The following is a 26,082-nucleotide window of genomic DNA, read 5'->3' as shown; positions in this document are numbered from 1 at the left end:
CGACGCCATGAGCTTCGAGAGTGCAGGTTATCAGTTGCTGCCCGTGCTGCCGGAGCTCGTGCTGGCCGGCGGCGCCATGGTGCTGCTGATGGTCGGGGCCTACCGCGGCCCGCAGACCACCGGCCTCGTGACCGCGCTTGCCGTGTGCCTGCTGATCCTGACCGGCGTGCTGGAACTGACGCTGCCGGCCGGAAAACTCACCACCTTCGGCGGCAGTTTCATTGTCGATGACTTCGCCCGGTTCCTCAAGATCCTGGCGCTGATCGGCTCCGGCGTCACGCTGATCCTTTCCTCGGAGTTCCTGTCCGACCCGTCCCGGCGCATCTTCGAATATGCCATCCTGGTATTGCTCTCGACGCTCGGCATGCTGGTGCTGATCTCGGCCGGCGATCTCATCATGCTCTATCTCGGGCTCGAACTGATGTCGCTCGCGCTTTACGTGGTGGCGTCGAGCAACCGCGACAATCTGAAATCCACCGAGGCCGGCCTGAAGTATTTCGTTCTGGGCGCGCTGTCGTCGGGCATGCTGCTGTATGGCGCTTCGCTGATTTACGGTTTTACAGGCACCGTCAGTTTCGCCGGGATCGCGGTCGCGGTGAAAACCGGCAGCATCGGTATCGTGTTTGGGCTGGTGTTCCTGCTGGCCGGGCTGTGCTTCAAGGTTTCGGCGGTGCCGTTCCACATGTGGACGCCCGACGTCTATGAGGGCGCACCGACGCCGGTGACGGCGTTTTTTGCGTCCGCGCCCAAGGTGGCGGCGCTGGCGGTGTTCACCCGCGTCGCGCTGACCGCATTCCCGGGCATCGTGCCGCAATGGCAGCAGATCGTGGTGTTCGTCTCGATCGCCTCGATGGCGCTGGGATCGTTCGCGGCCATCGGCCAGAAGAACATCAAGCGGCTGATGGCCTATTCCTCGATCGGCCATATGGGCTTTGCCCTGGTGGGGCTCGCGGCTGGTACCGCCGAGGGCGCGCAGGGCGTGCTGGTCTACATCGCGATCTATGTCGCGATGACGCTCGGCAGCTTCGCGGTGATCCTGTCGATGAAGCGCAACGGTCAACACGTCGAGCAGATCAGCGATTTTGCCGGGCTGTCGCGCACCAACCCGCTGTTGGCTTTCTTCTTTGCGATGTTTCTGTTCTCGCTGGCGGGCATTCCGCCGCTCGCGGGATTCTTCGCGAAGTTCTATGTCTTTATTGCCGCGATCAAGGCCGGACTGTTTACGCTCGCCGTGATCGGCGTGCTCTCCAGCGTCGTCGGCGCGTTTTACTATCTCACCATCATCAAGGTGATTTATTTCGACGAGCCGCTCGCCAAGCTCGATCCGATGCGCCTGGAGCTGCGCACGGTGCTGGCGGTCGCAGGCCTCTTCAACATCTTTTTCTTCGTCTATCCGGGACCGCTGGTCAGCGTCGCGACAGTCGCGGCGAAGTCACTGTTTTGATGGCATTCGCGCTCGGTCCACGAGCCATATCGGCGGGTTACCGGCTCGCGGCTTTCGATCAAATCGGCTCGACCAACGCGGAGGCGTTGTTGCGTGCGCGCGACGGCGAAACCGGGCCGAAATGGTTCGTGACGTCGGAGCAGACGGCCGGGCGCGGGCGGCGGCATCGCGCCTGGATCGCGCCACGCGGCAATCTCGCCAGCAGCATCCTCGAGGTGATCGAAATATCGCCGTCGGTGGCGGCGACCCTGGGGTTCGCGGCGGGACTTGCACTTGAGACAGCGCTGCAAAAAGTAAGCGTTGAGGCATCGCTGAGATCAGCGGGATCGGATCACATGAAGTTTGCGCTGAAATGGCCCAATGATGTGCTGGCGGGGCGGCAGAAGCTCGCCGGCATCCTGCTGGAGGCGGAAGCGGTCGGGGATAAACGGCTCGCCGTCGTGGTCGGGATCGGCACCAATGTCGTCGCAGCTCCTGAGGGGACGCCAACGCCCGCGACGTCGCTGGCCGCGCTCGGCGTCCAGATCGGCGCCGAAGAGCTGTTTGCGGCATTGTCGGACGCCTGGACCGAATTCCGCGGCATCTGGGACAATGGCCGGGGTTTTGGCGACATACGAAAACTCTGGCTCGAGCGCGCGGCCGGGCTCGGCGAGCGGGTTGCGGTCCAGACCGGCAACTCGCTGATCGAGGGTACTTTCGACACCCTGGATGAGACCGGCTGCATGATCGTCCGGGCACCGGACGGCAGGCGCCTGCCGGTTACCGCCGGCGACGTCTATTTTGGCGACGCAGCCTCCGCGAGGGCAGTCTGATGGCGAGGCCGGATGAATTGACCTTTGCGCCGCTCGGCGGCGTCGGCGAGATCGGCATGAACCTGTCGGTCTATGGCTTCGGCAACCGCCATCAGGGCTCGTGGCTGGCGGTCGATCTCGGGGTGTCCTTTGGCGACGAGGAGCATTTGCCCGGCATCGATCTCATCATGCCCGACATCCGCTTTCTGGAAAAAGAGCGCAAGAACCTGGTCGGCCTGGTGCTGACCCACGCTCACGAAGATCATTTCGGCGCCATCATCGATCTCTGGCCGAAGATCAAATGCCCGATCTACGCCACGAAATTCAGCGCCGCGCTGTTCGAGGCCAAATGCGCCTCCGAGCGCAATCCGCCCAAAATCCCGGTTACCGTGGTGCCGTCGGGCGGTCGGGTCCAGCTCGGCCCGTTCAATGTCGAATTCATTCCGGTCGCGCACTCGATCCCGGAATCGCACGCGCTGGCGATCCACACGCCGGCCGGCACCGTGCTGCACACCGGCGACTGGAAGATCGATCCGACGCCGATCATCGGGCCGCCGACCGACGAGCGGCGGTTGCGCGAACTCGGCGATGCCGGCGTGCTGGCGCTGATCGGCGATTCCACCAACGCGGTCAGGGAGGGGCGTTCGCCGTCCGAGACCGAGGTTGCCAAAACCATTGCCGAACTGGTGAAGGGCGCCAAAGGCCGGGTCGCCGTCACCACGTTTGCCTCCAACGTCGCACGGCTGCGCGCGGTCGCGGACGCGGCCAAGGCCGCCGGCCGCGAAGTGGTGGTGGTTGGCCGCGCGATGGAGCGCGTGGTGCAGGTGGCGCGCGAAACCGGCCATCTCGACGGCGTGCAGAATTTCCGCGGCGCCGACCTCTACGGTCATTTCCCGCCCGACAAGGTGCTGGCGCTATGCACCGGCAGCCAGGGCGAGGTGCGCGCGGCGCTGGCGCGCATCGCTAATGACGATCATCCGCAGGTGACGCTGAACAAGGGCGACTGCGTGATCTTTTCCTCGCGCACCATCCCCGGCAACGAGAAGGCGGTCGGCGGCATCATCAATGGCCTGGTGACGCAGGGCATCGAAGTCATCACCGACCGCACCCATCTCGTGCATGTCTCCGGCCATCCCCGCCGCGACGAACTGCGCGACATGATCTCCTGGGTGCGTCCGCAACTGCTGATCCCGGTTCACGGCGAGGCGCTGCATCTGTTCGAGCACGCCAAGCTCGCCCGAGCCGCCGGCGTGCCCAAGGTTCTGGTCTGCCGCAACGGCGACCTGGTCAAGCTTGGGCCTGGCGAGCCTGCGGTGATCGACGAATTGCCTGCCGGGCGGCTCTACAAGGACGGCTCGATCCTGGAGGATTCCAAATCGCGCGCGGTGGTCGAGCGGCGCAAATTGGCGTTCGCCGGCTGCGCCTTCGTGGCGATCGCGGTGACCGACAAGGGTGAGCTGGCCGACGATCCCGAGGTTGATCTGGTCGGCATTCCCGAGAAGAATACCGCCGGTGAGGTCATCGACGAGATCGTGTTCGATGTGGTGGTCTCGACCGTGGAGGGCCTGCCGCGGGCGCGGCGGCGCGATCCCGACGCCATGGCGGAGTCGGTACGCCGCGCGGTGCGCGCGACGCTGAACGAGCAGTGGGGCAAGAAGCCGCTCTGCTACGTCCACGTTCTGACGGTCTGATAGAGGCGCGTTCGGCAAAAGCGGTCGGCGGTCTTGCGATCGCAAGGCGCGCCGACGACAGGGAGGAGATGCGCATGCTGGGTCGGCTCAATCATGTGGCGATCGCGGTCAGGGATGCGGAAAAGGCCGCCAGGATCTATGGCGCGGCGTTCGATGCCGAGATCTCCGCGGCGGTGCCGTTGCCCGAGCATGGCGTCATCACCGTGTTCGTGACGCTTCCCAACACCAAGATCGAATTCATCCAGCCGCTCGGCGACAATTCACCGATCGCCAAATTCGTCGAGCGCAACGCCGACGGCGGCATCCACCACATCTGCTACGACGTGCCCGACATCATCGCGACGCGGGATAAACTGATCAAGGACGGCGCCCGGGTGCTCGGCGACGGCGCGCCGAAGATCGGCGCTCACGGCAAGCCGGTGCTGTTTTTTCATCCGAAGGATTTTTCCGGCGCGCTCGTCGAAATCGAACAGGCCTGAGCCGATGGTCTATACAATCTCGACCGGGTTCGCGATCTACTTCGTCATCTGGTGGATCGCGCTGTTCCTGACGCTGCCGTTCGGCGTGCGGAGCCAGCACGAGGACGGCGAGGGCAGTCCGGGCTCCGATCCCGGCGCGCCGGTGACGACCCATATGGGCCTCAAGCTGATCTGGACCACGGTGATCTCCGCGGTGATTTTCGCCGCCGGCTTGCTGGCGTATTATAACGGTTATCTGAATGTCGAATGGCTTTCGCGGCTGATCGGGATGCCGTTCTGACCGCCTGATTTTTTCGGGTTTCGCGGGGGGGTAAGGAAATGACGTTTCAAAGAGCGGTTATTGCGTTGCTGGTGCTGATGATCGCAGGTCTCGCCGGGGCCTTTTACGTGGAATGGAAAATGTCGGTTCAGCTCCGCACCGTCAAAGCGTTCGTCGAGGGACACGTGTTCGCCGAAGCCGTCGCGGCCTGCGAAGCGGCGCAGAGTTCGACGCCGTTCAAATGGAATGACGGTTCCCGCACCTCCATCATCGGATTGAATTCGGTCAAGCTCGACAAGTACAATGTGATCGCGAGCTACTCGCTGGTCGCCGACGGCGTCTATTGCGACTATGATCCGATCAAGAAGAAGGCTGATATCGGTTCGAGCTTCCTCGAACGCGATTGAAGCCGAAATTCGCGGGCAGCAGAAGAACCGGACGCGACAGCGATGAGTTCACAGCAGCAACCGCCGGACGTCCCTGGCCAGCACCAATACCGAATTCTGCGCGAGGCCGATCTGCGAGACTACCTCGCGCGGCTTCCCGCGATCGCCGCACAGCTCGGCGGCCCGCCTGAGGCATGGTCGATCGGCGAGGTGGGGGATGGTAACCTCAACCTGGTGTTCATCGTAAAAGGGACGAAGGGCGGCATCGCGGTCAAACAAGCGCTGCCCTATGTGCGGCTGGTGGGCGAAAGCTGGCCGCTGCCGCTCTCGCGCTCGCACTATGAATACCGGGCGCTGGTGCACCAGGCACGGCTGGCGCCCGGTTTGGTGCCGGGCATTCTTCATCACAACGAGGTTCTGGCTCTGACGGCCATGGAACTGCTCGAACCGCACATCATCATGCGCAAGGGGCTGGTTGCCGGAATCTGTTATCCGCGCTTCGTCGATCACATCACGACCTTTATGGCGCGGACGCTGTTCCTCAGCTCCGATCTGGCGATGCCGGCCGCGCAGAAGAAGCAGGATATTGCCGTTTTCTGCGGCAACCATGCGCTGTGCAAGATCACCGAGGATCTGATCTTCACCGATCCCTATCGTCAGGCCGAGCAGAACCATTGGACGTCGCCGTGGCTCGATCAGACCGCCGCCGCCTTCCGGCAAGACCTCGATTTGCACGTCGCGGTCTCGCGGCTCAAGCTTGAATTCCTGGCACGGCCGGAAGCGCTGATCCACGGCGACCTCCACACCGGGTCGATCATGGTGACCGAAAGCCAGACGCGGGTGATCGATCCCGAGTTCGCATTCTATGGCCCGATGGGATTCGACCTCGGCGCCATCATCGGCAATCTGCTCATGAGCTATCTGGCTTCGGCCGGCCACGAGCGCACGCCCGGCGACCGGCGATCGTTCGAGGCCTGGATCCTGCAGACGATCGAACATCTGTGGGCGGAGTTTTCCCGCAAATTCGTCGAGCTGTGGCGCGCCGAGGCCAATGGCGACGCCTATCCGGGAACTCTGTTTGCCGGCCAGGCCGGCGCGGCGCGACTGGAGATCGAGCGGCAGAGCTATATGGATCGGCTGTTCCGGGACGCCGTGGGATTCTCGGCAGCCAAGATCATCCGCCGCATCCTCGGCCTCGCGCACAATATCGATTTCGAGCTGATCGAGGACCCGAAGCGCCGGGCCATCTGCGAGGCGCGCAGCCTGCGCCTGGCGCGCACCATGATGCTGGAAACGCCGTCGTTCCGCACCATCGGCGCGGTGACCAAGGCGGCGCGCGAGCTGCGCGATTGGCAGCCGGATTTTGCCACGTAACGCGTGCTGGCCTTATTCCGCCGTCCTCGCCCGCAACCGCTGCGCATAAACGTTGATGACCAATGCTGCGAGCAGGATGAGACCGCGGATCAGGATCTTGAGGAAGCTGTCGATGTTGACGTGGTCCAGTCCATTGTTGAGGACGCCGAGCACGAACAGGCCGACAATGGTGTTGCCGATGCCGCCTCGACCGCCGAACAGGCTGGTGCCGCCGACCACGACGGCGGCGATCGAATCGAGCAAATAGCTGTCGAATTCATTCTGCTGCGCGCTGCCGAAATGAGCGACGCCGAGCATTCCGCCGATCCCCGAGCAGACCGCGGCGATGACCATCACGCTGCCGAGGATCAGGTTGACGTTCAGTCCCGAATATTCCGCCGCTTCGCGATTGCCGCCGACCATGTAAACGTAGCGGCCGAAGCGTGTATAGGTCAGCACCAGATGGCCGGCGAGCAGCATCAGGGCCGCGACAATCACGATCCAGGGGATACCGCCGATCGAACCCGATCCGAGCGTCGCGATAACGTCAGGCACCTTGTAGGCTATCTGTCCGCGCACCAGCAGCGCGGAGATGCCGGCAGCGATCTGCATCATCGCCAGCGTCATGATGAAGGAGGGGATGCCGATCAGGGTGAGCCCAAGCGCGTTGACCACGCCGAGCAGGGCGCAAAGCACCAGCGCGAGCAGCACAGCCACCCATCCCGGCATCGGGAAGTTGGCGATGTTGACGTAGGATTCCTGCATCGTGAAATAGGCCACCGCAATGCCGGTGACGTTGGCGATGCTGGCGATCGAGAGGTCGATTTCGGCGCAAAGGATCACGAAGGTCAGCCCGACGGCGATGATGCCGGTGACCGAAACCTGGGTCAAAATGTTGCCGAGATTGTCGAGCGTGGCGAACGAGGGGCTTGCCGCGGCGAAAAAGCCGCTCAGGAAGATCAGCGTCAGGAACGGCGCGATATTGCGCATCTGGGAGCGCAGGAAGGTGGCGAGGCCGCCTTGCTTGCGGCCGGCCGGAACTGTTTCACTACTCGCCATCGCGCTTCTCCGTCATGCGGCTTCCAGCAGCCGATCCTTGCTGACCGCCTCATTGGCGAATTCACGCACCACCGCGCCCCGCTTCATCACCACGATCCGGTCGGCGAGCGACAGCACGGTCTCCGGTTCCGTCGATAGCACGATGATGGCCAATCCCTTGGCGCGAAGGTCGCGGACGATGTTGATCACGTCGTTCTTGGCGCCGACATCCATGCCGCGCGTCGGCTCGCACAGCACCAGAAGCCGTGGCGGATAGGTCAGCCATTTCGCCAGCGCCACCTTTTGCTGGTTGCCGCCGGAGAGCATGCCGAGGTCCAGGCCGACGACCGGCGGCCTGATCTGCAATTGCTCGACCTGCCGCATCGCGATAGCCCGCTCGCGCGCCGGCTTGAGCAGCACCGACGAAATGCGCTCCAGGATGCTGATCGAGATGTTCTTGTAGACGGGCTCCTGATGGAACAGCATCGCGCGGCGGCTTTCCGGCACCAAAGCGATGCCGGCGCGCCGGGCAGAAGCGGTGCTGCCGAACGTTCTTCTTCGGCCATCCACCGCGAGCGATCCGCCGTCCGGCTTCAGCTTGCCGAACAGGATCCGCGACAGTTCCTGCTGCCCGCAGCCCATGAAGCCGTAGATGCCCAGCACCTCACCGGCGCGCGCCTCGAACGAGACGGCGCGAAGGCTGCGGGCGAAAGTGAGCTGGTCAACCTTCAAGACCACCGATCCGGCGTTGGGCGGCGGCAGCATCAGATCGTCGCTATAGCTGTGCTCGAGCGCTTTGCCGTCGCGGCCGATCATGGCTTCGATCAGCGCGCCCTTCGTGGTCGCGGCGGCGGCCGTCTCGGCGACCTTCTGGCCATTGCGAAACACCGTCACGGTGTCGGAGACGCGCAAGATGTCCTCGATGAAATGGGAAATGAAGACAATGCCGGTGCCGGCGTCGCGCAACTGGCGCAGGGTCGCGAACAGGCGCTCCACCTCCGGCGGCGAGAGCGCCGAAGTCGGCTCGTCGAGAATGACGATGCGCGCCCCGGAGAACAGCACGCGGGCGATCTCGATCAGCTGCTGCAAGCCGATCGGCAAGTCGCCGAGCCGCGAATACGGATCGACATCGATGCCGAGCCTCTTGAGTTGCTCGCCGGCTTCACGCGCCATGCGGCGCCACTGCACCAAACCGAAGCGATTGGTCGGCTGCTGACCGAGAAACACGTTCTCGGCGACCGACAGATCGGGGACGACACTGAGCTCCTGATGGACCATGGCGATCCCGGCCGCGCGCGCGTCGCGCGCCGATCGAAAATGCGCCTCGTGTCCATCGAGCAGGAAACGGCCGGAGAATTCCGTGTGCACGCCGGCGATGACCTTCATCAACGTGCTCTTCCCCGCGCCGTTTTCGCCGACGAGACCATGAATCTCGCCGGCGCAAAGCGCGAAGTCGACCCCGCGGAGCGCCTCGACACCGCCGAAGGCCTTGGTGATCCCTTGCAGTTCCAGGATGGGCGAGCGCATAACGGCTCAGATCAGGAAGTGATCCTCCATCCACTGCATGCCCGCCGCATTGCTCTTGGTCACCACCGGACCGTCGGTCACGACGCTCTTCGGAATGCCCTGTCCGCTCTTTTCGCCTCCGGTCACGGCGGCGACGCCGGCGACGATGGCGCCGCCGTGGATACGGCAGGACGGATTGCGCACGGTTGCAAACATGCGGCCTTCGCTGACCGCCTGTATGGCCGGCGGCATCGCGTCAACGCCGCCGATCAGGATGTTGGTGCGGTTGTGGGCCTTCATGATGTTGTAGGCCGCCAATGCCATGTCGTCATTGTGGAAGAACGCCGCATCGATCTGCGGATATTTGGTGAGATAGGTTTCCCACAGCCGCGCCGTCTTCGATACGTCCCAATCGCCGGGCTGGGTATCGAGCACCTCGACGTTCGGATACTGCTTGATGACGCTGTTGAAGCCCTTGGCGCGGCCTTGCGCGCCGGTATGGCCGAGTGCGCCCTGCGTCATGATGACCTTGCCCTTGCCGCCGATCGCGGTGACCAGCGCCTGCGTCACCGAGGCGCCCATGAATTCGTTGTCGGGCGCGAGAAACGAGTGGACGTTGAGCTGGTCGAGCGGTGCGATCAGGGTGTCCATGTCGATGACCGGCGTGCCGGCGTCGATCATCTTCTGCACCGGCTGGGTCAGCGTACCGATGCCGAACGCCTGGATCGCGACGAAGTCCCATTTCTGCGAGGCCATATTGTCGATCGCCGTGCGCTGCTTGACGGCGTCGAGCTGGCCGTCGAACCACGTGACCTCGACGTTGAACAGCTTGCCCCAGGCTTCGGCCGCCTGCTTGCCCTGGGCGCACCAGGTCGCCTGTAACCCTGCGTTGGAGAAAGCGGCCTTGAGCGGCTTCTCCGAGCGTGCCATTTCCGCCGCCAGTGCGGAGCTTACGGGCAATCCGCCGAACAGGGCGGTTGCGGCGCCAGCGGTTGCCGCTGCCTGAAGCAGATCGCGCCTGGTCGTTGAGGAATTGTCGGTCCCGGACATTGCATTCTCCCTCTCACTGTTTGTAACCGACAGCGTCATTGCACGCGCTGCGGATGCCGGCAGTCTTCCACATCCGGGAGGCTTGCGCTACCCGCCAGCCAATCGTCGAAAATTATTCGTCGAAATTGATCGATAGCGCGGTTCGCCAAATCTTTTTGGCGTTACCGCAGCGCGGCAATTATCCGGCGCTCTGGTTCTGTTCCGCGACCACGCCATCGATTTCCGCCAGCAATCGCCGCCACGCCGTGTCCATCTCAGGTGACCAGTCGGAACCGAGAAGCTCGCGCAACGTCGCCGCGATGACCGCGAAGAATTCGACGAACAAATCGCGCGGCGTGCCATAGGCATCGTGCGAGCACACCTCGCATTCGATCAGGCGAAAACGCCCGCGCCGGTCGCCTGCGAAATCCAGCAACGCCACGATGGTCAGCGCCAGCATCGAGCCCTTGACGGGATCGCTGCCCTCGCTGCGGAACATCATCTGCGCCTCGGGGTGTTCGTTGAACAGCCGGCGAGACCAGCGGGGTCAAATCCTCGCAGCGTTCGGCGGCAAGTTCGAAACTGCGTTCGATCGGGTTGGTGGGCGGCATGATGTCTGTTCTGCCCGTCATTGCGAGCGATCCAGAGCGACAGCTAAGAAGTGGATTGCGTCGTCGCGAGAGCTCTTCGCAACGACGCGCAAAGAGCATCCGCGAATCATCTCGAAAAAAAATATCTCAAAAAAAAGAGCAGGGCCCTAGCCCTGCTCAAAAATTGTGTCGACCCTATTTCCCCGAAAAATTTGGATTTGATCTTGATTGACGGGGCGACGCCGCTTGTGCGCGTCAGGGCTCCTCCCGAGACTTGGACCACCAGACTTCGACCTCGCGGCCAGCCTGAGGTTGTAGTGGTAGACTATCTTTTTTGACTTGTCATCAATTTCAGCAACGATTGTTCAAAATTCATGCATTTGGCGAAATGATCGGGATTCGACCACTCGGAGTTGCGTTTCTGGCGGGCAGTCGGCGGTCGAGGCAGGGCAAGGGGCCGCGCAACTGGACGAGAAGCGGCGGCATTCGGCGACACCGGAACGGGCCGGTTATTTCGCGCGGACGCCCAAGATATCGCCGGTGGGATGCTCTCGACTTCGGACCAAGCGGGTGATTAAGGTAGCGTCATCGGGAAGGTGGGCTGGTTGATGCGCCGACGGTTGCGGAAATTTCTTCCGATCGTCTTGATCGCTCTGATGGTGCAGATTTTGGCACCAATCGGCGCTTGCTGGGCTGCCAGCATTGCCGCCTCCGATCCCCTGGCTGCCGCGACCATCTGCCGGGACGGCGCCGCCGCAACCGCAGGGCAGGCCGATAGTTCGACCGGCCAGACCGGCGGCCATCATATGCATGATGGCGCATGCTGCATGGCCTGCGGTTCCCACGCGCCGGCCTCGATCGATACGCCTCATACGGCCATCGCTGTGCCCTATCGGCATGCCTTGCGGGTGGTCTGGCACGCCGCCGCGCTGAGCCCGCCGGTTTTCCGGTCCGGCGCACACGCCCAGGCCCGGGCGCCCCCTTCCATTTCCTGACCGTCAAAGACCTCACGATCGGTGCGGCTGGGGCCAAGCCGGTATCGCCATTGGGTAGGCTGGTCGTTGCGCCAGTGCCAGGAATTACAGATGTTTCGTATCTCAGCCTTCAGTGGCGCCAGCACCCTTGTGCTGTGCGGTGCCATGTTCGCTTCATGTCCTCCCGCGATCGCCCAGACTTCCGGTAGCGCGCTGCCTGCGATCACCGTGGACGCTCCAAAACAACGGCTGGTGGCCCGCCGTGCGAAAAAGCCGCAACGTCAGGCGACCACCGTCGCCAGCCGCAAGAAACCGGTGGCAACGGCGGCGGCCAATCCAGCGGCCCCGCAGAGCGACAGCAGCGGCGTTATCGCCTCGCTGGGGACGCCGCCGGTCAAGCAGCGATTCGCGCTGCCGCAGGAAAGCTACAGCATCACCGCCAAGCAGATCGACGAGACCATCAACCTGAAGGACCCCGAAGACGCGGTCAAATACATGCCGAGCCTGTTCGTCCGCAAACGCAACGACGGCGACAACCAGGCGGTGCTCGCGACCCGGACCTGGGGGCTGGCTTCCAGCGCGCGAACGCTGATCTATTACGACGATCTCTTGATTTCGGCGCTGATCGGCAACAACAATTCGGGCGCCTCGCCGCACTGGAACCTGATCCCGACGGAAGGCATCGCGCGGATCGACTTCCTCGACGGCCCGTTTGCCGCCGCCTATCCCGGCAATTCCATCGGCGGCGTGCTGCTGATCACCTCAAAAATGCCGGACCACGCCTTTGCCACGGTGAAGGAAACGGTCTCGGTGATGCCGTGGAACCAATACGGCACCAAGGACACTTATGCGAGCAGCGTCACCAGCGCTGCGGCGGGCAATCGTGAGGGCAAGCTTTCCTGGTTGCTCAGCGTCAACTACCAGGACAGCTATCAGCAGCCGCTGACCTACACGACCAATGCCACGATCCCGGGTGGAACCAGCGGTACGTTTCCGGCGCTGACCAAGCAGGGAACGCCGGCCGATGTCGTCGGCACCGGGGCGCTGGCGCATTCGCAGCAGACCTCGGCGAACCTCAGACTGGCCTACGACATCACGCCACTGGTGCAGGCCACGTACTCAGTGGGCATCTGGAACAACGTCCAGACCTCCAATCCGCAGACCTATCTGACCTCAACCGCGACAGGCGCTCCGACCTTTGCCGGAATCTCCGGCTTTGCGAGCAACAAGTACACCTGGGACCAGACCCATCTCAGCAATGCCGTTTCGCTCAAGAGCGACACCAAGGGCGTCTACGATTTCGATCTATCGCTATCGAGCTACAATTATCTGCAAGATATCATGCTCAATCCGTACACCGTGACGCAGACAGGCGTCGGCTACTCCCAGAACGGCAAGATCACCCGCAACGACGGGACCAATTGGCAAAATGGCGATGCCAAGGGCATCTGGCGTCCGTTTGGCTACGACGGCCCGCAGGAGATCAGCTTCGGCGTCCATGGTGACCGCTATTATCTGGATAACCCGGGCTACCTCTCGTCGACCTGGAACGTGACGTCGGCAACGGGTACCGGCCAGCTTTTCTCCGATAGCATCGGCGAAACCCGGACCGGGGCGTTGTGGGTACAGGATGCCTGGAAGATCGTCCCCAATCTGAAGCTGACGCTTGGCGGTCGGCTGGAAAGCTGGGAGGCGGTTGATGGATTCAATCTCAACAGCGTCGCCAAGTCCGGCACCGGAACCACGAGCGCGCCAGTTCCGACGCTGCTGGCGAATTCGGTCAACCAACCGGGCCTCAACTCGACGAATTTTTCGCCGAAGGCATCGCTGTCCTACGATCTCAACAAGGACTGGAACATCACGACAAGTTTTGGCGAGGCCTATCGCTATCCGACCGTCACCGAGCTTTACCAGAACATCAGCGTCAACGGGGTCGCGACCTTCGCCAATCCCAACCTGACGCCGGAGCAGGATTTCAACGGTGAGTTCGTGGTCGAGCGCAAATGGACCGACGGCCGCGTCAGGCTGACGCTGTTCGAGGAGTACGTTTACAACGCGATCATCTCGCAAACCACCAACGTCAACCAGACGCCCACCACGACCATCGGCAATGTCAATGCGATCCGGATGCAGGGCGTCGAGCTTTCCGCGGAAAGGGACAATGTGGCGATCAAAGGTCTGCAGCTGTTCGGCAGCGTGACCTATGTCGACTCCCGCATTTTGTCGGATCCGACCTGGGCGGGCGTCAACCCGATAACCCTTCAGCCGGACAACGCGGTCGGCAATCGGGTGCCCTATGTTCCGGACTGGCGCGCCAAATTCGGCGCCACCTACCGGCCGAACGAAAGCTGGGCCTACACGGTGGCTGCCCGTTACAGCGGCAAGCAATACTCGACGCTCGATAACACCGACATCATTTCCCATGTCTATGGCGCCTTCGACAACTACATCGTCGTCGACATGAAGGTCCATTACAACACGACGCCAAACCTCTCGTTCGATTTCGGCATCGATAATTTGTTCAACGAGCAGTATTTCCTGTTCCACCCGTTCCCCGGAAGGACCTATGTCCTCGCCGGGAAATACACCTTCTGAAACGCAAAACTTGCTGAAACGCAAAACTCGAGAACAAGAAACAAGGAAGTTCCCATGAGAAAAATCGCAGCGAGAAAAATCGCAGCCGGACTTGTCGCCTTGTCCGTGTTCGCTAGCCTGATCGCGGCGCCGGCGCGCGCCGAGGAGATCAAGGCCGGTGATCTCGCGATCACGCAGGCCTGGAGCCGTGCTACGCCGAACGGTGCGAAAATCGGCAGCGGATATTTCACCATCGAGAACAAGGGCACGACGCCGGATCGGCTGGTCGGCGTTTCGGCCGATGTCGCCGGCAAGGTCGAGGTGCACGAAATGGCCATGAAGGACGGCGTGATGACGATGCGTCCACTGCCGGAGGGTCTCGCGATCGATCCCGGCAAGACTGTAAAACTGGCGCCGGGCGGCTACCATCTGATGATGTTCGATCTCAAGAGCCCACTGAAGCAGGGCGATGCACTGCCGGTGACGCTGGAATTCGAAAAAGCCGGCAAAGTGAAGGTTTCGCTCGACGTGCAGGGCATTGGCGCGCAGGGACCCGCTGCGGCCGATGGCATGCAGAAGAAGATGCCCGACGGCGCGAAGATGTGAGGCGAGAAATGTCCAATAGCCCTTATTGCCGTTTTCTCACCGCCGGCGCTGTCGCGGTCATGCTCATCGCGGCGTCCGCGGCCAGCGCCCATATCACCCTGGAAAGCAAGGAGGCTACGATCGGCGCGCCGTTCAAGGCGGTGTTTGTCGTGCCGCATGGCTGCGCTGGCTCGGCAACGATCAAGATCCGCGTGCAAATTCCAGATGGCGTGATCGCTGTGAAGCCGATGTCGAAGCCCCGCTGGAATATCGAGACCATCAAAGGCAAATACGCCGCCGAATACGACTTTCACGGCACCAAATTGTCTGAGGGCGTCAAGGAAGTGGTGTGGAGCGACGGCAAACTGCCTGACGATTTCTACGACGAATTCGTCCTCACGATGTATCTGACCGACACCCTCAAGCCCGGCAGCATGCTGTATTTTCCGACGGTGCAGGAATGCGAGCAAGGGGTTAGCCGCTGGATCGATATTCCCGTCGATCCGGCCCACGCTCATGACAGCAAATCGCCGGCACCGGGCGTGAAGCTGTTGGCAAAACCTTAAAAAGGCAGTCCGGACGATGCGCCTGATCGCGGGCCTGGCAACGCTTTTGTGGGTGGTCTGCTTTGCCACCGGCGTGTCGGCGCACGCCTCGCTGGTCGGAGCCGAGCCGGCCGACGGCAGCGTGCTCGCGACGGCGCCAAAAACGGTGCAACTGCGTTTCAACGAGCCCGTGACCCCGGCGGTGATCAGCCTGATCGATGCCTCGGGCAAAAGCCGTGACGACGTCGTCGTGCGCGCGGTCGATCAGATCGTCACCCTGGTGCTGCCGGAGACGCTGCCGCGCGGCACCCAGATCGTCAGCTATCGCATCATCTCCGCGGACGGGCATCCGGTCGCGGGTTCGCTGGTGTTTTCGATCGGCGAGGTGACGGGAGCCGCCGCTGCGCCGGCCACCGACGGCGCCCGCGCCATCCTGATCTGGCTGGCGCGGATTGGCGTCTACCTCGGGCTGTTTGTCGGCGTCGGCGGGGCCTTCTTCGCGTGCTGGATCGGGCTGGGCGCCGGCAGAACCGGCGCGACGGTCGGCGCGCTCTGGACAGGTCTCGCCAGCGCGGTGGCATCGCTCGGCCTCCAGGGGCTCGATCTATTGAACCTGCCGTTCGCCGGCATCGTGACGCCGGCACCGTGGACCAGCGCGCTTGCCACCAGCCTCGGGACATCGCTGCTGATCGCGATCGCGGCGATGGTCGCCGCCTATTTTGCCTCGCGCGGTCCGACCATGACGCTGCCCCGGCTACTCGCGTCGGCGGCAATGGCGGGCGTCGGGCTTTCGCTGGCCGCGACCGGCCATGCCGCGACGGCGCCGCCGCAATGGCTGACCCGGTCCTCCCTGTTCCTGCATGGCATTGGCGTGGCCTATTGGGTCGGCGCGCTGGCGCCATTGGCCGACATGGTCCGGCGGCGGGCGGACGCGCTGCCCGCGGCGCTGCATCGCTTCTCCACGCTGGCGCTGCCGGTGGTCGGCGTGCTGGTGCTGACCGGCCTTGGGCTTTCGGTGATCCAGCTCGAAAGCTTTGGCGCGCTGTTCGAAACCGGATACGGCATCCTGCTGTCGATCAAGCTTGTGCTCGTCGTCCTGCTGCTCGGGCTTGCCGCGCTGAACCGGTTTTATCTGACGCCGGCGATCGCGACGGATGCCGGCAAGACGCGCCCCCTGCGGCGCTCGATCATGCTCGAATGCGTCCTGGTGCTCGGCATTCTCGCCGTCGTCGCCGGCTGGCGCTTCACCCCGCCGCCGCGCGCGCAGGCGGCGGCCCGGACTTCGGCGGTGGTGACGCCGCTGGCGATCCATATCCATACCGAGCAGGCGATGTTCCAGGTGCTGGTGTCGCCGGGCAAGGCCGGTGGCAACGGCTTCGTGCTGCAATTGATGAACGGCGATGCCAGCCCGCTCGCGGCCAAGGAAGCCACACTCGTCCTCAGTCTGCCCGAGCGCGGCATCGAACCGCTGGAGCGCGCGGCGACCTTGGGCGCCGACGGCTACTGGCATGTTCGCGATGTGTTGCTGCCCTATCCCGGGCACTGGCACATCCGGATCGAAGCCCTGGTGACCGACTTCAAGAAAGTTACGCTGGAAGATGAGCTTGATATTCCGTCGCATTAGAATGGCGTCATAAGCTTTTCTTCCAAAAGCTGGTTTGTGACGCGCTCGTGCCTTAATCGCACGCTCAATGTGACAGGCGAAATAGCCGGAAATCAGCCACCGGAGCCGCTTTTGCGGCTCCCGCCCTTGTGTTTTCCCGCACGATCCGGTTTCACTGCGGGCCTTCCGTGTTTCACCGATTCTTTGAGTGTACCTATGCGACTGTCGCGATTTTTTCTGCCGATCCTTAAGGAAAATCCGAAGGAGGCCGAGATCGTTTCGCATCGGCTGATGCTGCGCGCGGGCATGATGCGGCAGGAGGCGGCCGGCATCTATGCCTGGCTGCCGCTGGGCTTGCGGGTGCTGAGAAAGATCGAGCAGATCGTGCGCGAGGAACAGGACCGCGCCGGCGCGCTCGAGCTGTTGATGCCGACGCTGCAATTGGCCGACCTCTGGCGCGAAAGCGGCCGCTATGACGCCTACGGTCCGGAGATGCTGCGCATCACCGATCGCCACAAGCGCGAATTGCTGTATGGGCCGACCAACGAGGAAATGATCACCGAGATTTTCCGCAGTTACGTCAAATCCTACCGCAGCCTGCCGCTCAATCTCTACCACATCCAGTGGAAGTTTCGTGACGAGCAGCGTCCGCGGTTCGGCGTGATGCGCGGCCGCGAATTCCTGATGAAGGACGCCTATTCGTTCGACATCGACGAGGCGGCGGCGCGCCGCTCCTACAACCGGATGTTCGTCGCGTACTTGCGGACCTTTGCGCGGATGGGATTGAAGGCGATCCCGATGCGCGCGGAAACCGGCCCGATCGGCGGCGACCTCAGCCACGAATTCATCGTGCTCGCCGAGACCGGCGAGTCCGGGGTGTATTGCGACAGCGACGTGCTCAATTTGCCGGTGCCCGGCGACAATGTCGACTATGAAGGCGATTTGACACCGATCATCCAGCAATGGACCTCGGTCTATGCCGCGACCGAAGACGTCCACGACGCCGAGCGGTTCGATCGCGAAGTGCCGGCTGAGAAGAAGCTGCACACCAGAGGCATTGAGGTCGGGCAGATCTTCTATTTCGGCACCAAATATTCCGACACCATGAAGGCTTTTGTTGCGGGTGCCGATGGCGCCGACGTCCCGATCCATGGCGGTTCCTATGGCGTCGGCGTGTCGCGGCTGGTCGGCGCGATCATCGAGGCCTGCCATGACGACGCCGGCATCAAATGGCCGGAGGCGGTCGCTCCCTTCAAAGTGGCGATCCTCAACCTCAAGCAGGGCGCCGAAGATACCGATGCGGCATCCGAAAAGCTTTATCGCGAACTCACGGCCAGTGGCGTCGATGTGCTCTATGACGACACCGACCAGCGTGCCGGCGCCAAGTTCGCCGCCGCCGACCTGATCGGTATTCCCTGGCAGGTCTTGATCGGCCCGAAGGGGCTCGCCGAAGGCAAGGTCGAACTCAAGCAGCGCAGCGACGGGGCGCGCGAGAATCTGAGCCCGGCTGAAGTGCTGGCAAAGCTGACCTCGTGACGAATTATCCACCGGTGCTGGCGGGATCGGTCACAATCAGCCCGAATCGTGTGAAAATCGACCTATGGATGAACCCATGAGCGAGCCAGTCCGGACCCCACCTTTCGCGGCCTTCGAATGGCTGCTGTCGGGACGCTATTTGCGCGCCCGCCGCAAGGAAGGTTTCATCTCGGTGATCGCCGGCTTCTCGTTTCTCGGCATCATGCTCGGCGTCGCCACGCTGATCATCGTGATGGCTGTCATGAACGGCTTCCGCAAGGAACTGCTCGACAAGATCCTCGGCCTCAACGGGCATCTTCTAGTGCAGCCGCTGGAATCGCCGCTGACCGACTGGAAGGATGTCGCCGACCGGATCAGCCAGGTGAAGGGCATCCGGCTTGCCGCGCCCGTGGTCGACGGCCAGGGGCTCGGATCGTCGCCGTTCAACGCGGCCGGTGTGTTCATTCGCGGCATCCGCGCCGACGATCTCAACAACCTCACCTCGATCGCCAAGCACATCACGCAGGGCACGCTCGAGGGATTTGATGACGGGCAGGGCGTTGCGATCGGCCGCAGGCTCGCCGATCAATTGTCGCTGCATGCCGGCGACAGCATCACGCTGGTCTCGCCGAAGGGCGCGGTGACCCCGATGGGCACCACGCCGCGCATCAAGCCGTACAAGATCAATGCGGTGTTCGAGATCGGCATGTCGGAATATGATTCGACCTTCGTGTTCATGCCGCTGGCGGAGGCGCAGGCCTATTTCAACCGCAACAACGACGTCACCGCGATCGAGGTGTTCACCGACAACCCCGACAACATCGTCGCCTACCGCAAGGCGGTGACCGAAGCCGCGGGGCGGCCGGTATTTCTGGTCGACTGGCGACAGCGCAACTCGACCTTCTTCAATGCGCTTCAGGTCGAGCGCAACGTGATGTTCCTGATTCTCACCATGATCGTGCTGGTCGCGGCGCTCAATATCGTCTCCGGCCTGATCATGCTGGTGAAGGACAAGGGCAGTGACATCGCGATCCTGCGCACCATGGGCGCCTCGCAGGGCTCGATCATGCGGATCTTCCTGATCACCGGTGCCGCGATCGGGGTGGTCGGTACGCTGACCGGTCTTCTGGTCGGGCTGTTGGTTTGCTTCAACATCGAATCGATCCGGCAATTCCTGTCCTGGCTGACCAGCACCGAATTGTTCGATCCGACGCTCTACTTCCTTTCCAAGCTACCGGCCGAGATCGATTTCGGCGAGACCAGCGCGGTCGTGATCATGGCGCTGACCCTGTCCTTTCTCGCGACCCTCTATCCATCCTGGCGTGCCGCGCGCCTCGATCCCGTCGAAGCGCTCCGCTATGAGTGAGGTGCCGATGGCGCACGGGGCGGAAGATGTGCCGGCCGTCTATCTCCACGAGATAAAACGCCAGTACGTGCAAGGCGAAACCACGCTGACGATTCTCGACGGCGCCAAGCTTGCGTTGTGGGCGGGGCAGTCGGTGGCGCTGGTGGCGCCGTCAGGCTCGGGCAAATCGACCTTGCTGCATATCGCGGGCCTGCTCGAAAGCCCCGATGACGGCGAGGTCTATGTCGGGGGCACCGCGACCTCAGGGTTATCGGACGTCGACCGGACCCAGATCCGGCGCACCGATATCGGCTTCGTCTATCAATCGCACCGGCTGCTGCCGGAATTCACCGCGCTTGAAAACGTCATGCTGCCGCAGATGATTCGCGGCCTCAAGCGCGGCGAAACCGTCAAGCGCGCCACCGAAATTCTGGCCTATCTAGGCCTCGGCGATCGCATCAAGCATCGTCCGGCCGAGCTATCCGGCGGCGAGCAGCAACGGGTCGCGATCGCGCGCGCGGTCGCCAATGCACCGCGGGTCCTGTTCGCCGACGAGCCGACCGGCAACCTTGATCCCGGCACCGCCGATCACGTCTTCAAGGCGCTGATGCAACTCGTCAAGGCAACGCGCGTGAGCATGCTGATCGCGACCCACAACATGGAACTCGCCGGACGCATGGACCGGCGGGTGTCGCTCGAGGGCGGCAAGGTGATCGAACTCGAATGAGTGCGCGCGTGCCGTTCTAGAGTTCCATTCCGATTGAATCGGAATGGAGCTCTAGTTTCTTATTTGACGCGTTTTCTTCACGCGAACCGGTGCCCACTTCGCTCGAAAACGCTCTAACGCGCGTGGCGGTGCCGCCGGTGGCGTCGTACGGGCGGCGGCTCCTGAGTGGCGTTTACAAAATAGGGATTGACGATGCATTGCGCGCCGCGGCCCGACGCGGCGGGCGCGCATTGCGCCAATGATGTAAAGCGGCATTCGTTATAGTTGTACGGGCCGAACACTTGCAGGCAAACCGGGTACGCTGGATCATACGCCTGGGCTCGAGCCGGCGCGGCGGCCGACATAGCTCCAATCGCCAAACCTGCGAAAATCGCCAAAGCGGCAACGCGCATCATTTTCTCCGCCGCGAGTTGCGGCCTTTGCCTTCAAAACCGATCAAGCTCACCGCATCGCGTCTTCATCATCGATGAGATTCGAGCGGCGCTGTCGGCCGCCAGCAGAAGGTTATCGTCGGGCCCGAGTCAACCGGTCTTCGCTGGCCGATGCAACCGCCTGTGGAGGATCGCTTTAAAACCAATCCAGCCGCGGCGCCGCGCCATATTCCGGTCAATTCACGCTCGTAACGAATAGGGGTCGCTCGACTGTCATAGCCGTACACTATGCAGGACAGACGATGCACGAGCGCGTGTTCGCCACATGAAAAAATCCGATATCATCTGCCCCAACTGCAATGCCGGCTATCGGCGCGTCGAACTCGCAAGCGGCGCGCGAAGCACCGGCGAATTCCGCTGCCTGCTGTGCGATCACGTGCTTGAAGTTTTCGACGGGACGGTCGAGGTCGCCATCCGCCTCACGGTGCAGCCCGAGAAGACCTTCCAGGGCCTCAACAACTAAGATCATTCAAAACGGACGCATGCCGCCGCTTGGCTGACGAGCCGATTTGATTGGTCGCGGCGTGGCTGCCTAGTAATCGTCGGATTTTAGGGGCATATGAGCGTCATGCGAAACAGACCTGTCATCTTGCTATCCGCGATCCTTCTGGCCGGCGCCATGCTGTTGGCGTTGCGCGGGGAGTTGCATGCCCATGGATACCAACACGCGAACGGCTTGGCCGGCCCGCCCACGGAATGCGGCTTTTGGGGTCCTTCGATGGCAGAGGGAATGTCCTGCCGATAGCGGGCCACGCCGCGGCTGCTTCTGAACACCAGCCGTTCGCCGCGAAGCCTTCCACTGTACGGAGCCGATTGCGTGATCCCGGACCGAACTTGCCGTCTGGCGCGGTCCCGGTTCGTTCCGTCGGATCCCCTGGATTAACCAAGCCGTATTTTTCGAGGCCGCCTGTCGAATTGACCTGATACGACCCGCTTGACTCCTGGAACAAAAAAGGAACAATGTTCTTCTTATGTTCCAGTAGTGGGAGGGCGGATATGTTGAGGGTATTCGTGGAAGAGGCGGCAGCACTGGCGTCGATCGTGTTGTTTGTCGGGATGATCGCGGTCTGGGCGCAACTGTTCGCGCAGCTCTAAAGCCCAGGTTCTGCTGCGGCCCGGCCTGACGGCGGGCCGGCCGCTCCGGCCCGTTGAGGCCGGACCACGATCGGCGGTGAGTTGCATGGGCGAAGGTCTCGTTTGGTGCGTTCGGCTGGGTCTGGTGTTCGTCCTGATCGGCAGCATGTCCTTGGTCACGGCTTTATCGTTGCTGGTCGGCGACATCGGCGGCGGTCTGCGCCGCGTCCTCGGCGCGGTCGCCATTGGCGCCTTCGCGGCGCTGGTTTTGCTGGTCTCGGCGATGCTCGCCTTCAGGGTGGGCCATCAATGCTCGCTGCGGCTTCGTAACAGGATGAACCGCCGCGAACTGAAATAGACCCAAACATTCGAGCATGCCGAACCGCCAATAAACAGGCAGCCCCAATAAACAGGCAGCCCTCAACGGGGAGCCCTCAACAGGCAGCCCTGGGGAAAAGCAGGACGGCTGGATTTAATCGCGGGTTCGGCGTGGACAGCGCTGGCCGGAGGCTTCACCATCAGGGCGCGAGTCGGCCCTCTAGTTCCGCCTTTTTGTCGTTCTCTTGGTCGTTCTGTCGGGCTGGCGCGCGTACCCCTCGAGCCTGATATCCGATCAAGTTCAGCGCGCCCGAACCCATGACCGAGAAGCCTGTCGCGACCATGCCCAATGCCGGATTCGTCCACCTTCATGTCCATTCGGCCTATTCGCTGCTGAAAGGCTCGATCAAGATCGCGAAGCTTGCGGAACTCGCCAAGGCCGACCGGCAGCCGGCGCTGGCATTGACCGACACCGACAACATGTTCGGCGCGCTGGAGTTTTCCGACAAGCTTGCGGGCTACGGCATCCAGCCGATCGTGGGCTGTGAACTCGCGGTCGATTTCGGCGACCAGGATCCCAACGCGCGCAATGCGCTCGCCGCGGCCCCGGCGCGCATCGTGCTGTTGGCGGCGCGCGAGCGTGGCTACCGCAGCCTGATGCGGCTGAACTCGCGCGCATTCCTGGAAACACCCGTCAACCAGGCCCCGCATATCAAGTTCGATTGGCTGCAAGGCGACGCCGAGGACCTGATCGTGCTGACCGGCGGCCCCGAGGGGCCGATTTCGCTGGCGCTCACGGCCGATCAGGCTGCCTTGGCGGCGACCCGCTGTGACCGGCTGGCGAGCTTGTTCGGCGACCGGCTCTACATCGAATTGCAACGCCACAACATCGACCAGGAGCGGCGCGTCGAGGCTGGCCTGATTGATCTCGCTTATTCCAAGGGCTTGCCGCTGGTCGCGACCAACGAACCGTATTTTGCCACCGCCGACGACCACGAAGCCCATGATGCGCTGCTCTGCATCGCAGGCGGTCGCCTGGTTGCCGAGACCGACCGTTATCAGCTCACGCCGGAGCACCGCTTCAAGACGCGGGCGGAAATGGCGGTGCTGTTTGCCGACATTCCGGAGGCGCTGGCCTCCACGGTCGAGATCGCGGAGCGCTGCTCGTACCGGCCGCTGACCCGCAAGCCGATCCTGCCGCGCTTCACCGTCGGTGCCGGCGCCAACGCGGTCGACGCGCAAAGCGAAGAAACCGAGGAATTGCGCCGTCAGGCCGAGCAGGGGCTCGCCAACCGGCTCAGGGTCCATGGCCTGTCGCAAGGCACCTCGGAGGAAGACTATCGCGCGCGACTGGCGTTCGAGATCGACGTCATCACCCGGATGAATTATTCGGGCTACTTCCTGATCGTCGCGGACTTCATCAAATGGGCGAAGGCGCAGGGCATTCCGGTCGGCCCAGGCCGCGGCTCCGGCGCGGGCTCGCTGGTCGCCTACGCGCTGACCGTCACCGATCTCGATCCAATTCGGTTCGGCCTGCTGTTCGAGCGCTTCCTCAATCCGGAACGCGTCTCGATGCCCGACTTCGACATCGACTTCTGCCAGGACCGGCGCGGCGAGGTGATCGATTATGTGCAGCAGCGTTACGGCCGCGACCAGGTGGCGCAGATCATCACCTTCGGTACGCTGCAGGCGCGCGGCGTGCTGCGCGACGTCGGCCGCGTGCTGCAGATGCCCTATGGCCAGGTCGACAAGCTGACAAAACTGGTGCCGCAAAATCCCGCCGCACCGGTGACACTGGCCGCGGCGATCGAGAGCGAGCCCAAGCTGCAGGCGTTTCGCGATGAAGATCCAGTGGTGGCGCGCGCCTTCGACATCGCCCAGCGTCTCGAGGGCCTGACCCGTCACGCCTCTACCCACGCCGCCGGCATTGTGATCGGCGACCGCCCGCTCAGTGAACTGGTGCCGCTCTATCGCGATCCGAAATCGGACATGCCGGTGACCCAGTTCAACATGAAATGGGTTGAACCGGCCGGCCTCGTCAAGTTCGACTTCCTCGGCTTGAAGACGCTGACGGTGCTCGATGTCGCGGTCAAGCTGCTCAAGCAGCGCGACGTCCACGTCGATCTGCCGACCCTGCCGCTCGACGACGCCAGAAGTTACCAGATGCTGGCCAAGGGCGATGTGGTCGGCGTGTTCCAGGTGGAAAGTCAGGGCATGCGGCGGGCGCTGGTCGACATGCGGCCCGACCGTTTCGAGGACATCATCGCGCTGGTGGCGCTCTATCGTCCTGGCCCGATGGCGAACATCCCGACCTATTGCGCCCGCAAGCACGGCGACGAGGAGCCGGAATATCTTCATCCCATGCTCGAGCCGATCCTGAAGGAGACCTTCGGCGTCATCATCTACCAGGAACAGGTGATGCAGATCGCCCAGGTGATGGCCGGCTATTCGCTCGGCGACGCCGATTTGCTGCGCCGCGCGATGGGCAAGAAGATCCGCTCCGAGATGGAAAAGCAGCGCGCGATCTTCATCGCAGGCTCGATCAAGAATGGCGTGCCCAAGGGGCAGGCCGACACGATCTTCGAATTGCTGGCAAAATTCGCCGATTACGGCTTCAACAAGAGCCACGCGGCGGCCTATGCTCTGGTGTCGTATCACACCGCCTATATGAAGGCGCATTATCCGGTTGAATTCCTGGCGGCGTCGATGACGCTCGATCTCTCCAACACCGACAAGCTCTCGGAATTTCGCGCCGAAGCGCAACGGCTCAAGATCAAGGTCGAGGCGCCGTCGGTGATTCGCTCGGGCGCCACCTTCGAAGTCAGCGACAATACTATCTATTACGCGCTGGCCGGCCTGAAGGGCGTCGGGCATCAGGCGGTCGAACTGATCGTCGAGGCCCGAAAGGCCGGGGCGTTCACCTCGCTGGCGGATTTTGCGTCGCGGGTGAATCCACGCGCGATCAACAAGCGCGTGATCGAGAGCCTGGCCGCCGCCGGCGCGTTCGATTCGCTCGATTCCAATCGCGCGCGAGTGTTTGGTGGCGCCGAGGCGATCCTGGCGGCGTGCCAACGCAGCCATGAGGCGACGACCATGGGCCAGAACGATATGTTCGGCGGCGCCGCTGATGCGCCGACCATCATGCTGCCGCAGCTCGAACCGTGGCTGCCGGCCGAACGGCTGCGGCGCGAATACGACGCGATCGGGTTCTTCCTGTCCGGCCATCCTCTGGACGACTACGCCACCGTGCTGAAACGCCTGCGGGTGCAAACCTGGGCGGAGTTTTCGCGCGCGGTGAAGACTGGTGCTACCGCGGGCAAGGTCGCCGCCACCGTGGTGTCGCGCATGGAACGGCGGACCAAGACCGGCAACAAGATGGGCATCATGGGCCTGTCCGATCCGACCGGCCATTTCGAAGCCGTGCTGTTTTCCGAAGGTCTGGCGCAATATCGCGACGTGCTGGAGCCTGGCGCTGCGGTGCTATTGCAACTCGGCGCGGAATTGCAGGGCGAAGACGTCCGCGCGCGGGTGCTGCACGCCGAGCCGCTCGATGCCGCGGCGGCCAAAACCCAGAAGGGGCTGCGGATCTTCGTTCGCGACACCAAGCCGCTGGAGTCGATTGCCAAGCGCCTGCAGATGCCCGATGTCGCGGGCGCTCCGGCGGTGCCGGCCGCCGCCAATGGCGACGTCTCGCTGGTGATGATGCTCGACCTCGAAACCGAGGTGGAAATGAAGCTGCCGGGCCGCTTCAAGGTCTCCCCGCAGATCGCCGGCGCGATCAAGGCGGTGTCGGGCGTGGTCGACGTGCAGACGCTATAGAGCGTT

At 63.0% G+C, this 26,082-nt stretch carries 22 protein-coding genes and 1 pseudogene; 18 read left to right on the top strand and 5 right to left on the bottom strand.

Annotated elements, in window-relative coordinates; genetic code table 11:
• Positions 1-7 precede the first annotated feature (7 nt).
• The 7 genes from nuoN to mtnK all read left to right on the top strand — a co-directional run bounded on the left by nuoN (position 8) and on the right by mtnK (position 6,424).
• On the top strand, positions 8-1,444 hold the full coding sequence (gene nuoN / locus GSQ88_RS33965; RefSeq protein WP_159012603.1) for an NADH-quinone oxidoreductase subunit NuoN: 1,437 nt from the start codon (positions 8-10) through the stop codon (positions 1,442-1,444).
• Entirely contained in the window at positions 1,444-2,256 is an 813-nt protein-coding gene (locus GSQ88_RS33960) for a biotin--[acetyl-CoA-carboxylase] ligase (RefSeq protein ID WP_159012602.1), read from the top strand. The genes nuoN and GSQ88_RS33960 overlap by 1 nt, the downstream gene beginning before the upstream one ends.
• Positions 2,256-3,926 (top strand): ribonuclease J, encoded by a 1,671-nt coding sequence (locus GSQ88_RS33955; RefSeq protein WP_159012601.1) that lies wholly within the window; start codon positions 2,256-2,258, stop codon positions 3,924-3,926. Before GSQ88_RS33960 ends, GSQ88_RS33955 begins: the two co-directional genes overlap by 1 nt.
• A 74-nt stretch (positions 3,927-4,000) precedes the next feature.
• Entirely contained in the window at positions 4,001-4,405 is a 405-nt protein-coding gene (gene mce / locus GSQ88_RS33950; protein WP_159012600.1) for a methylmalonyl-CoA epimerase, read from the top strand.
• A 4-nt stretch (positions 4,406-4,409) separates the two neighbouring features.
• Complete coding sequence (locus tag GSQ88_RS33945) at positions 4,410-4,685, top strand: DUF1467 family protein (protein ID WP_159012599.1); 276 nt, start codon at positions 4,410-4,412, stop codon at positions 4,683-4,685.
• A gap of 38 nt (positions 4,686-4,723) precedes the next feature.
• A complete protein-coding gene (locus GSQ88_RS33940; protein ID WP_159012598.1) occupies positions 4,724-5,071 on the top strand; it encodes a hypothetical protein in 348 nt (115 codons plus the stop codon).
• 42 nt (positions 5,072-5,113) lie between these two features.
• Positions 5,114-6,424, top strand: coding sequence for an S-methyl-5-thioribose kinase (mtnK, locus tag GSQ88_RS33935; RefSeq protein WP_159012597.1), 1,311 nt, complete (start codon positions 5,114-5,116; stop codon positions 6,422-6,424).
• A 12-nt stretch (positions 6,425-6,436) separates the two neighbouring features.
• On the opposite strand, the gene GSQ88_RS33930 is transcribed toward mtnK, so the two are convergent.
• From GSQ88_RS33930 to GSQ88_RS33915, 4 genes and pseudogenes are all read right to left on the bottom strand, one after another.
• On the bottom strand, positions 6,437-7,462 hold the full coding sequence (locus GSQ88_RS33930) for an ABC transporter permease (RefSeq protein ID WP_159012596.1): 1,026 nt from the start codon (positions 7,460-7,462) through the stop codon (positions 6,437-6,439).
• Positions 7,463-7,474: 12 nt separating this feature from the next.
• The gene (locus GSQ88_RS33925; protein WP_159012595.1) at positions 7,475-8,968 is read right to left on the bottom strand and encodes a sugar ABC transporter ATP-binding protein; all 1,494 of its coding nucleotides are present in this window, start codon (positions 8,966-8,968) and stop codon (positions 7,475-7,477) included.
• A gap of 6 nt (positions 8,969-8,974) precedes the next feature.
• Positions 8,975-9,997, bottom strand: coding sequence for a sugar ABC transporter substrate-binding protein (locus tag GSQ88_RS33920; RefSeq protein ID WP_159012594.1), 1,023 nt, complete (start codon positions 9,995-9,997; stop codon positions 8,975-8,977).
• A 178-nt stretch (positions 9,998-10,175) separates the two neighbouring features.
• Positions 10,176-10,587: pseudogene (locus tag GSQ88_RS33915) on the bottom strand (globin).
• Positions 10,588-11,174: 587 nt separating this feature from the next.
• Here GSQ88_RS33915 and GSQ88_RS33910 point away from each other — a divergent pair.
• From GSQ88_RS33910 to GSQ88_RS33875, 8 genes are all read left to right on the top strand, one after another.
• Complete coding sequence (locus GSQ88_RS33910; RefSeq protein ID WP_159012593.1) at positions 11,175-11,561, top strand: DUF2946 domain-containing protein; 387 nt, start codon at positions 11,175-11,177, stop codon at positions 11,559-11,561.
• Between the two features lie 90 nt (positions 11,562-11,651).
• On the top strand, positions 11,652-14,135 hold the full coding sequence (locus GSQ88_RS33905; protein ID WP_159012592.1) for a TonB-dependent receptor: 2,484 nt from the start codon (positions 11,652-11,654) through the stop codon (positions 14,133-14,135).
• 54 nt (positions 14,136-14,189) lie between these two features.
• On the top strand, positions 14,190-14,720 hold the full coding sequence (locus tag GSQ88_RS33900; RefSeq protein WP_159012591.1) for a copper chaperone PCu(A)C: 531 nt from the start codon (positions 14,190-14,192) through the stop codon (positions 14,718-14,720).
• A gap of 8 nt (positions 14,721-14,728) precedes the next feature.
• Positions 14,729-15,265: a YcnI family copper-binding membrane protein gene (locus GSQ88_RS33895; RefSeq protein ID WP_159012590.1), complete on the top strand. Its 537-nt coding sequence runs from the start codon at positions 14,729-14,731 to the stop codon at positions 15,263-15,265.
• Between the two features lie 16 nt (positions 15,266-15,281).
• Entirely contained in the window at positions 15,282-16,868 is a 1,587-nt protein-coding gene (locus GSQ88_RS33890) for a copper resistance CopC/CopD family protein (RefSeq protein WP_159012589.1), read from the top strand.
• Positions 16,869-17,063: 195 nt separating this feature from the next.
• A complete protein-coding gene (proS, locus tag GSQ88_RS33885) occupies positions 17,064-18,383 on the top strand; it encodes a proline--tRNA ligase (protein ID WP_159012588.1) in 1,320 nt (439 codons plus the stop codon).
• A gap of 64 nt (positions 18,384-18,447) precedes the next feature.
• A complete protein-coding gene (locus GSQ88_RS33880; RefSeq protein WP_159012587.1) occupies positions 18,448-19,728 on the top strand; it encodes a lipoprotein-releasing ABC transporter permease subunit in 1,281 nt (426 codons plus the stop codon).
• Between the two features lie 7 nt (positions 19,729-19,735).
• A complete protein-coding gene (locus GSQ88_RS33875) occupies positions 19,736-20,434 on the top strand; it encodes an ABC transporter ATP-binding protein (RefSeq protein ID WP_159012586.1) in 699 nt (232 codons plus the stop codon).
• Positions 20,435-20,547: 113 nt separating this feature from the next.
• On the opposite strand, the gene GSQ88_RS33870 is transcribed toward GSQ88_RS33875, so the two are convergent.
• On the bottom strand, positions 20,548-20,826 hold the full coding sequence (locus GSQ88_RS33870; protein WP_159012798.1) for a DUF3551 domain-containing protein: 279 nt from the start codon (positions 20,824-20,826) through the stop codon (positions 20,548-20,550).
• 304 nt (positions 20,827-21,130) lie between these two features.
• Between GSQ88_RS33870 and GSQ88_RS33865 the strand changes: the two genes are divergently transcribed.
• From GSQ88_RS33865 to dnaE, 3 genes are all read left to right on the top strand, one after another.
• On the top strand, positions 21,131-21,328 hold the full coding sequence (locus tag GSQ88_RS33865; RefSeq protein WP_159012585.1) for a hypothetical protein: 198 nt from the start codon (positions 21,131-21,133) through the stop codon (positions 21,326-21,328).
• Positions 21,329-22,045: 717 nt separating this feature from the next.
• Complete coding sequence (locus GSQ88_RS33860) at positions 22,046-22,297, top strand: hypothetical protein (protein WP_159012584.1); 252 nt, start codon at positions 22,046-22,048, stop codon at positions 22,295-22,297.
• 302 nt (positions 22,298-22,599) lie between these two features.
• Positions 22,600-26,076 (top strand): DNA polymerase III subunit alpha, encoded by a 3,477-nt coding sequence (gene dnaE / locus GSQ88_RS33855; RefSeq protein WP_159012797.1) that lies wholly within the window; start codon positions 22,600-22,602, stop codon positions 26,074-26,076.
• The last annotated feature ends 6 nt before the right edge of the window (positions 26,077-26,082 follow it).

This window comes from Bradyrhizobium sp. S69, assembly GCF_009766005.1.
GTDB lineage: Bacteria > Pseudomonadota > Alphaproteobacteria > Rhizobiales > Xanthobacteraceae > Bradyrhizobium.
The sequence above is the reverse complement of the archived record's forward strand: the minus strand, read 5'-3'. Positions and strand labels throughout refer to the sequence as shown.

Bases quoted from the DNA above. Each gene is read 5' to 3' on its own strand.
- GSQ88_RS33865 (WP_159012585.1), top strand. From the start codon at position 21,131: ATGAAAAAATCCGATATCATCTGCCCCAACTGCAATGCCGGCTATCGG.
- nuoN (WP_159012603.1), top strand. From the start codon at position 8: ATGAGCTTCGAGAGTGCAGGTTATCAGTTGCTGCCCGTGCTGCCGGAG.
- GSQ88_RS33960 (WP_159012602.1), top strand. From the start codon at position 1,444: ATGGCATTCGCGCTCGGTCCACGAGCCATATCGGCGGGTTACCGGCTC.
- mce (WP_159012600.1), top strand. From the start codon at position 4,001: ATGCTGGGTCGGCTCAATCATGTGGCGATCGCGGTCAGGGATGCGGAA.
- GSQ88_RS33940 (WP_159012598.1), top strand. From the start codon at position 4,724: ATGACGTTTCAAAGAGCGGTTATTGCGTTGCTGGTGCTGATGATCGCA.
- GSQ88_RS33880 (WP_159012587.1), top strand. From the start codon at position 18,448: ATGGATGAACCCATGAGCGAGCCAGTCCGGACCCCACCTTTCGCGGCC.
- GSQ88_RS33870 (WP_159012798.1), bottom strand. From the start codon at position 20,826: ATGCGCGTTGCCGCTTTGGCGATTTTCGCAGGTTTGGCGATTGGAGCT.
- GSQ88_RS33890 (WP_159012589.1), top strand. From the start codon at position 15,282: ATGCGCCTGATCGCGGGCCTGGCAACGCTTTTGTGGGTGGTCTGCTTT.
- GSQ88_RS33910 (WP_159012593.1), top strand. From the start codon at position 11,175: ATGCGCCGACGGTTGCGGAAATTTCTTCCGATCGTCTTGATCGCTCTG.
- mtnK (WP_159012597.1), top strand. From the start codon at position 5,114: ATGAGTTCACAGCAGCAACCGCCGGACGTCCCTGGCCAGCACCAATAC.
- GSQ88_RS33860 (WP_159012584.1), top strand. From the start codon at position 22,046: ATGGGCGAAGGTCTCGTTTGGTGCGTTCGGCTGGGTCTGGTGTTCGTC.
- GSQ88_RS33895 (WP_159012590.1), top strand. From the start codon at position 14,729: ATGTCCAATAGCCCTTATTGCCGTTTTCTCACCGCCGGCGCTGTCGCG.
- GSQ88_RS33875 (WP_159012586.1), top strand. From the start codon at position 19,736: ATGGCGCACGGGGCGGAAGATGTGCCGGCCGTCTATCTCCACGAGATA.
- GSQ88_RS33905 (WP_159012592.1), top strand. From the start codon at position 11,652: ATGTTTCGTATCTCAGCCTTCAGTGGCGCCAGCACCCTTGTGCTGTGC.
- proS (WP_159012588.1), top strand. From the start codon at position 17,064: ATGCGACTGTCGCGATTTTTTCTGCCGATCCTTAAGGAAAATCCGAAG.
- GSQ88_RS33955 (WP_159012601.1), top strand. From the start codon at position 2,256: ATGGCGAGGCCGGATGAATTGACCTTTGCGCCGCTCGGCGGCGTCGGC.
- GSQ88_RS33920 (WP_159012594.1), bottom strand. From the start codon at position 9,997: ATGTCCGGGACCGACAATTCCTCAACGACCAGGCGCGATCTGCTTCAG.
- dnaE (WP_159012797.1), top strand. From the start codon at position 22,600: ATGCCCAATGCCGGATTCGTCCACCTTCATGTCCATTCGGCCTATTCG.
- GSQ88_RS33925 (WP_159012595.1), bottom strand. From the start codon at position 8,968: ATGCGCTCGCCCATCCTGGAACTGCAAGGGATCACCAAGGCCTTCGGC.
- GSQ88_RS33930 (WP_159012596.1), bottom strand. From the start codon at position 7,462: ATGGCGAGTAGTGAAACAGTTCCGGCCGGCCGCAAGCAAGGCGGCCTC.
- GSQ88_RS33900 (WP_159012591.1), top strand. From the start codon at position 14,190: ATGAGAAAAATCGCAGCGAGAAAAATCGCAGCCGGACTTGTCGCCTTG.
- GSQ88_RS33945 (WP_159012599.1), top strand. From the start codon at position 4,410: ATGGTCTATACAATCTCGACCGGGTTCGCGATCTACTTCGTCATCTGG.